The 7,284-nt window shown below is 70.3% G+C and carries 5 protein-coding genes; all 5 read left to right on the top strand.

What is annotated here, in order from left to right; all coding sequences use genetic code 11:
• A partial coding sequence (locus ACTWQJ_RS42810; protein ID WP_443311812.1) for a FumA C-terminus/TtdB family hydratase beta subunit occupies positions 1-504 on the top strand: 504 nt, incomplete at its 5' end.
• Positions 505-607: 103 nt separating this feature from the next.
• Positions 608-1,993: a class II fumarate hydratase gene (locus tag ACTWQJ_RS42805; protein WP_443311811.1), complete on the top strand. Its 1,386-nt coding sequence runs from the start codon at positions 608-610 to the stop codon at positions 1,991-1,993.
• 376 nt (positions 1,994-2,369) lie between these two features.
• On the top strand, positions 2,370-3,062 hold the full coding sequence (gene fomD, locus ACTWQJ_RS42800; RefSeq protein ID WP_443311810.1) for a cytidylyl-2-hydroxypropylphosphonate hydrolase: 693 nt from the start codon (positions 2,370-2,372) through the stop codon (positions 3,060-3,062).
• A gap of 329 nt (positions 3,063-3,391) precedes the next feature.
• Positions 3,392-5,461: a SpoIIE family protein phosphatase gene (locus tag ACTWQJ_RS42795; RefSeq protein ID WP_443311809.1), complete on the top strand. Its 2,070-nt coding sequence runs from the start codon at positions 3,392-3,394 to the stop codon at positions 5,459-5,461.
• A 329-nt stretch (positions 5,462-5,790) separates the two neighbouring features.
• Positions 5,791-7,254 (top strand): catalase, encoded by a 1,464-nt coding sequence (locus ACTWQJ_RS42790; RefSeq protein ID WP_443311808.1) that lies wholly within the window; start codon positions 5,791-5,793, stop codon positions 7,252-7,254.
• Positions 7,255-7,284 lie beyond the last annotated feature (30 nt).

The raw sequence follows: 7,284 nt of genomic DNA, 5'->3' as shown, positions 1-7,284 counted from the left end.
CTGGTCGTGGCCCGCGACATCGCCCACGCCAAGATCAAGGAACGGCTGGACGCGGGCGAGGAGATGCCGCAGTACCTGAAGGACCACCCGGTGTACTACGCCGGCCCCGCGAAGACCCCCGAGGGTTACGCGTCCGGCTCCTTCGGGCCCACGACCGCCGGCCGTATGGACTCCTACGTCGAGCAGTTCCAGGCGGCGGGCGGCTCCAAGGTGATGCTCGCCAAGGGCAACCGCAGCAAGCAGGTCACCGACGCGTGCGGGTCGCACGGCGGCTTCTACCTGGGCTCCATCGGCGGCCCGGCCGCCCGGCTCGCCCAGGACTGCATCAAGAAGGTCGAGGTCGTCGAGTACGAGGAGCTCGGCATGGAGGCGGTCTGGAGGATCGAGGTCGAGGACTTCCCGGCGTTCATCGTCGTGGACGACAAGGGCAACGACTTCTTCCAGGATCCGGCGCCTCAGCCGACGTTCACGTCGATTCCGGTACGGGGACCTGGGCTGGCGTAGGCCCCAGGGTGTGCGGCGGGGGTGACTGCCCCCGCCGCGCTCCGGTCAGCGGTTGATGCCACAGGAACGGAACATCCGTACCCTCCCGATCGCTGTACCCGGTATGAGCGAATACCGCATCGAGCACGACTCCATGGGCGAGGTCCGGGTCCCCGTCGACGCCAAGTGGCGGGCGCAGACCCAGCGGGCCGTCGAGAACTTTCCGATCTCCGGGCAGCGGATCGAGCGGGCCCACATCGAGGCCCTGGCGCGGATCAAGGGTGCCGCCGCCAAGGTCAACGCCCAACTCGGGGTACTCGACAAGGACATCGCCGAGGCGATCCAGGAGGCGGCCGCCGAGGTCGCCGAGGGGCGGTGGGACGAGCACTTCCCCATCGACGTGTTTCAGACAGGTTCCGGTACCTCGTCCAACATGAACACCAACGAGGTCATCGCCACCCTCGCGACCGAGCGGCTCGGCCGGGACGTCCACCCCAACGACCATGTCAACGCCTCGCAGTCGTCCAACGACGTCTTCCCCTCCTCCATCCACATCGCCGCCACCGCCGCCGTCACCCGCGACCTCGTCCCCGCCCTCGAACACCTCGCCGCCTCCCTCACCCGCAAGTCGGAGGAGTTCGCCGACGTCGTGAAGTCGGGGCGGACGCATCTGATGGATGCCACGCCGGTGACCCTCGGCCAGGAGTTCGGCGGTTACGCCGCGCAGATCCGCTACGGCATCGAGCGGCTCAACGCCTCCCTCCCCCGCCTCGCCGAACTCCCCCTCGGCGGCACCGCCGTCGGCACCGGCATCAACACGCCGCCCGGTTTCTCCGCCGCCGTCATCGAGGAGGTGGCCCGCGCCACCGGGCTGCCGCTCACCGAGGCCCGCGACCACTTCGAGGCGCAGGGCGCCCGGGACGGGATCGTGGAGACCAGCGGGCAGCTGCGGACCATCGCCGTGGGGCTGACGAAGATCGCCAACGATCTGCGGTGGATGTCCTCCGGGCCGCGCACCGGACTCGCCGAGATCGCGCTGCCCGACCTCCAGCCCGGCTCGTCGATCATGCCGGGCAAGGTCAACCCGGTCATCCCCGAGGCCGTCCTGATGGTCGCCGCCCAGGTCACCGGGAACGACGCCACCGTCGCCTGGGCGGGTGCGGCCGGCAACTTCGAGCTGAACGTCATGCTCCCGGTGATCGCGAAGAACGTCCTCGAATCCATCCGGCTGCTGTCCACCGCCACCCGCCTGCTCGCCGACCGCACCGTCGACGGCATCACCGCCAACAGGGAGCGGGCCCGGGAGTACGCCGAGTCGTCACCGTCCGTGGTCACCCCGCTCAACAAGTACATCGGGTACGAGGAGGCCGCCAAGGTCGCCAAGAAGGCGCTGGCCGAGCGGAAGACGATCCGTCAGGTCGTCCTGGAGAGCGGCTATGTGGAGCGCGGCGACCTCACCGTCGAACAGCTGGACGAGGCCCTGGATGTCCTGCGGATGACACATCCGTAACTCGGGCCTGTCCGGCGGATCATGCCGCAGACGCGGGGTCTGGCACGCCCATCTGCCGCGTTGTCGTCGGTCGCCGACTCCCCCACGCTCGGCTTCTCCCCCACTCTCGACTTCGCTCGAGCGGGGGGACCCCCATGCGCGGGGGACCCCCATCGCGTCGACTCCCTCCTCCGCCTTGCAGCTGGACGCTCCCCCACGCTCGGCTTCGCTCGCGCGGGGGCACCCCCATCGCCCCCGCTCACCAGCGCTCAAGGGAGCCGCCGTTTTCCTGCGACCTGATCCGCCGGACAGGCCCGACGCGTTCCGGCACGTGACCGGCGCGTGAACCGTGACGCGCGCCGCAGCGTCGTATGTCAGTGGCACCTAATATCTGTGCATGGCAGACGACGGAGCGGTGAGACGCGTGGAAGCGGGCGGAGCAGCGGCCTTCTGGGCGCCCGGGAGCCGGATCCTGTGGCGGTACCGGGAGAACGGCGGCGACCGCTTCCACATAGCGCGCCCCGTCACCGTCGTACAGGACGATGCCGAGCTGCTCGCCGTGTGGATGGCGCCCGGCACGGAGTGCGTCAGGCCGGTGCTCGCGGACGGTACGCCGGTGCATCAGGAGCCGCTGGAGTCGCGCTACACCAAGCCGCGGACGGTGCAGCGCGACCGGTGGTTCGGTACGGGTGTGCTGAAGCTGGCGCGGCCCGGTGAGCCCTGGTCGGTGTGGCTGTTCTGGGATCCGGGCTGGCGGTTCAAGAACTGGTACGTCAATCTTGAGGAGCCGTTGGTGCGTTGGGACGGCGGGGTGGACTCCGAGGATCACTTTCTCGACATCTCCGTGCACCCCGACGGCAGTTGGCACTGGCGGGACGAGGACGAGTTCGCGCAGGCCCAGCGGGACGGGCTGATGGACGCCCCGTCGGCCGCGCGGGTCAGGGCGGCGGGGCGGTCCGCGGTGGAGGTGATCCGCGCCTGGGGGCCGCCGTTCTCGGACGGCTGGGAGCACTGGCGCCCCGATCCGTCCTGGTCCGTCCCCCCGTTGCCGGACGACTGGGATCGTACGCCCGTGCATGTGTCCTCATGAGACCCTTGATGCGCCCCGGGGCAAGAAACGTAGGATCGTCCTCCGCAACCGCAAAAAGCATGGCCGGTGCGCAGCACCGTCGTTGAGGGGTGGTGGCCGGGTGGCGGGCGGGAACGCGGCGACAACTCCCGGAGTGCGCATTGTGCTTGACCACATGTCACCGAGGGGCGGCAGGACGTGAGCAAGGGGTACCAGGGCAACACCCGTGCGGGCCACGATCGGTCCGCCGGCGGCACAGGAACAGCCTCTGACCACGCGGGAAATCCGTTCCTGGGGCACGTATTCCGGGTATCGGGATTCCTGCGGGACGAACTGCACGCCCCGGACGGATGGATGCGACACGCGTGACGGAGCAGCCGACCTCCTTCGAGCGCCCCCAGCCGGGCGTCGACCCCGCGGACCCCCGCGGGGCGCTCCTGCGTTCCCAGGCGCCCGCACCGCACGCCGGTGCCGCTGCCTTACCCGCGCAGGCCCGCAGCACCGGCGAGACGCCCTCGGGCACGTCGGTGACACCGAGCGACGGCGCCGGCCCCGAGCACTCCCAGCCGGCCGCCACCGAGACCGACACCCACCGCCCGCGCCCCACGCCGGAGGCCATTCCGGCGCAGCCCGGTCTCGAGCCGGAGCGTTCCGGCCCCGGCGGCAAGGAGCGGCGTACCGGGCAGGTCACGCCGCCCGGCCGGCCCACGCCGATGCGGCGGGACGGGGACCGGCTGCGGTTCGTGGGCGCCGCGACCCGGCGGATCGCCCGCGGTATCGACCTCGACGAGATCGTGATGGGGCTGTGCCGGGCGACCGTGCCGACCTTCTCCGACGCGATCCTCGTCTATCTGCGCGACCCGCTGCCGGTCGGCGACGAGCGGCCCACGGGCCCGGTCGTGCTGCGGCTGCGCCGCACCGACCGCATTCCGGAGGAGCGGGACACCGAGGGCGGGTTCCAGCCCGTGCTCCAGCCGGAGCCGTCGGAGCTGTCGGCGCTGACCGCCGAACTGTGCGAGGTGCTCCCCGGCGGCGCGCTCTCCGAGGTGCTGCGCGGGGTGCGGCCGGTGTTCGCCGACGCACCCGCCGCCCGTGCCGCGCTGCCCGAACTCCTCGGAGAGGACGGCGAGTCGGTGATCCCGGGCGGCCAGCGGGCCATCCTCGCCCCGCTGCGCGGCCGTCGCCGGGTCATCGGCGCCGCGGTCTTCCTGCGCCGCCCGGAGCGGATCCCCTTCGAGGCCGACGATCTGCTGGTGGCCGCCCAGCTGGCCACGCACAGCGCGCTCGGCATCGACAAGGCCGTGCTGTACGGGCGGGAGGCGTACATCGCCGACGAACTGCAGCGCACCATGCTCCCCGAGACCCTGCCGCAGCCGACCGGCGTGCGGCTGGCCTCGCGCTACCTGCCGGCCGCCGAGACCGCGCGGGTCGGCGGCGACTGGTACGACGCCATCCCACTGCCCGGCAGCCGGTTCGCCCTCGTCGTCGGTGACGTCATGGGCCACTCCATGACGTCCGCCGCGATCATGGGCCAGCTGCGCACCACCGCGCAGACGCTGGCCGGCCTCGACCTGCCGCCGCAGGAGGTGCTGCACCACCTCGACGAGCAGGCCCAGCGGCTCGGCACCGACCGCATGGCGACTTGCCTGTACGCCGTCTACGACCCGGTCACGCACCGCATCACCATCGCCAACGCCGGTCACCCTCCGCCGGTCCTGCTGCACCTGGGCGGCCGGGCCGAGGTGCTGCGGGTGCCGGCGGGCGCCCCGATCGGTGTCGGCGGCGTCGACTTCGAGGCCGTGGAGCTGGACGCCCCGGCCGGAGCGACCCTGCTCCTCTACACCGACGGACTCGTCGAGTCCCGCCTGCGCGACGTGTGGACCGGCATAGAGCAACTGCGCGAGAAGCTCGCCGCGATCGCGCAGCTCACCGGCCCCGACCATCCGCCGCCCCTCGAGGCCCTGTGCGAGGAGGTGCTGGACATGCTGGGCCCCGGCGACCGGGACGACGACATCGCGCTGCTCGCCGCCCGCTTCGACGGGATCGCGCCGAGCGATGTGGCGTACTGGTCGCTGGAGCCGGAGGAGATGGCCCCCGGCAAGGCCCGGCGTCTGGCCCGCAGCGCACTCGCCCGCTGGGACCTGGAGGAGCTCACCGACCCGGTGGAGCTGCTGGTCAGCGAGGTCGTCACAAATGCCGTGCGCTATGCGTCACGGCCGGTCACGCTACGGCTGCTGCGCACCGATGTACTGCGCTGCGAGGTCGGCGACGATGTGCCGCAGCTGCCCCGGCTGCGGCAGGCACGCCACACCGACGAGGGCGGACGCGGGCTGTTCCTGGTGAACCGGCTGGCCCGGCGATGGGGGGCGACACGGCTCAGCACCGGGAAGGTGGTCTGGTTCGAACTCAACCAAGGGTGACCCACCGGACACTCTCGGAATTACACCGGAATTAGACCCCGTCCAAATGTTGCCGACTTCCTGTCGGCGGGGTTGACTGGCCGGGTGACCAGGTCACCCGGCCCGACGTCCGACGGGAGGACGCTCTTGAACCCTCCCTCTGACTCGGCAGAGGGATTCCTGGCTCACGCCGCTCGGTCGCTCAGCGAGTGGCCGAGGCTTACACGATCAACACCAGCCGGGTTGGAACCAGCCCGGTGTCCCCGAACTCAGTGACCGTGGCGGGGACGGGCGTTCGCCTTGGCAACGATTCACCGATCCGAGTGACCGGTCTTCCCCGGGGAGGACAAGTGACGCAGGCACCCCAGCAGGTTCCGTACACCACGAACAACCACGGCATCCCGGTCGAGAGTGACGAGCACTCGCTGACCGTGGGCTCCGACGGCCCGATTCTGCTCCAGGACCACTACCTCATCGAGAAGATGGCCCAGTTCAACCGGGAGCGGGTCCCGGAGCGGGTGGTGCACGCCAAGGGCAGTGGCGCATACGGAGTCTTCGAAGTAACCAACGACGTCAGCCAGTTCACCAAGGCCGACCTCTTCCAGCCGGGTAAGCGTACGGAGATGCTGGCGCGGTTCTCCACCGTCGCCGGCGAGCTCGGCTCCCCCGACACCTGGCGCGACCCACGTGGCTTCGCCCTGAAGTTCTACACGGAGCACGGCAACTACGACCTCGTCGGCAACAACACGCCGATCTTCTTCGTCCGTGACCCGCAGAAGTTCCAGGACTTCATCCGCTCCCAGAAGCGCCGGCCGGACAACGGGCTGCGCGACAACAACATGCAGTGGGACTTCTGGACCCTCTCCCCCGAGTCCGCGCACATGGTGACGTGGCTGATGGGCGACCGGGGTATCCCGAAGACGTACCGCAACATGAACGGGTACTCCTCCCACACCTACATGTGGGTCAACCGCGGCGGCGAGCAGTTCTGGGTCAAGTACCACATCAAGACCGACCAGGGCATCGACTTCCTCACCCAGGAGGACGCGGACCGCATGGCCGGCGAGGACGCCGACTGCCACCGCCGGGATCTCTACCAGGCCATCGAGCGGGGCGATCACCCGTCCTGGACCATGCATGTGCAGGTGATGCCGTTCGAGGACGCCCCGGACTACCGGTTCAACCCGTTCGACCTGACCAAGGTGTGGCCGCACGGCGACTACCCGCTCATCGAGGTCGGCCGGATGACCCTGAACAAGAACCCGGAGGACTACTTCGTCCACATCGAGCAGGCCGCGTTCGAGCCGTCCAACATGGTGCCGGGCATCGGGCCGTCGCCGGACAAGATGCTGCTCGGCCGGCTGTTCTCGTACCCCGACACACACCGCTACCGGATCGGCCCCAACTACGCGCAGCTGCCGCCCAACCGGCCCCGCTCGCAGGTGAACTCCTACGCCAAGGACGGGCCGATGCGCTACGAGCCGGCCAACACCGGTGCTCCGTACGCGCCGAACTCGTACGGCGGGCCCGCCGCGGCCGTCGACCGGTTCGGGGACATCGCCGGGTGGGAGACCGCCGGTGAGATGGTGCGGGAGGCCTACCGGCTGCACCGCGAGGACGACGACTTCGGGCAGCCCGGCACGATGGTGCGGCATGTGCTGGACGACGCGGCCCGGGACCGGCTCGTGTCCAACGTCAGTGGTCACCTGAAGAACGGGGTGACCCGGCCGGTGGTCGACCGGGCCCTGCAGTACTGGCGGAACATCGACAAGGAGATCGGGGATCGGATCGCGCACAACGTCAACGGCGCCTGATCCCCCGACAACGAAGAGGGGCGCCCGGCG

It is taken from the genome of Streptomyces sp. KR55, from assembly GCF_052245645.1.
Classification (GTDB): domain Bacteria; phylum Actinomycetota; class Actinomycetes; order Streptomycetales; family Streptomycetaceae; genus Streptomyces; species Streptomyces flavusporus.
Note: the sequence above shows the minus strand (reverse complement) of the source record. Positions and strands in the feature narration are given on the sequence as shown.

Excerpts from the sequence above, each read along its gene's own strand:
- ACTWQJ_RS42805 (WP_443311811.1), top strand. The coding sequence starts at position 608 with ATGAGCGAATACCGCATCGAGCACGACTCCATGGGCGAGGTCCGGGTC.
- fomD (WP_443311810.1), top strand. The coding sequence starts at position 2,370 with ATGGCAGACGACGGAGCGGTGAGACGCGTGGAAGCGGGCGGAGCAGCG.
- ACTWQJ_RS42795 (WP_443311809.1), top strand. The coding sequence starts at position 3,392 with ATGGATGCGACACGCGTGACGGAGCAGCCGACCTCCTTCGAGCGCCCC.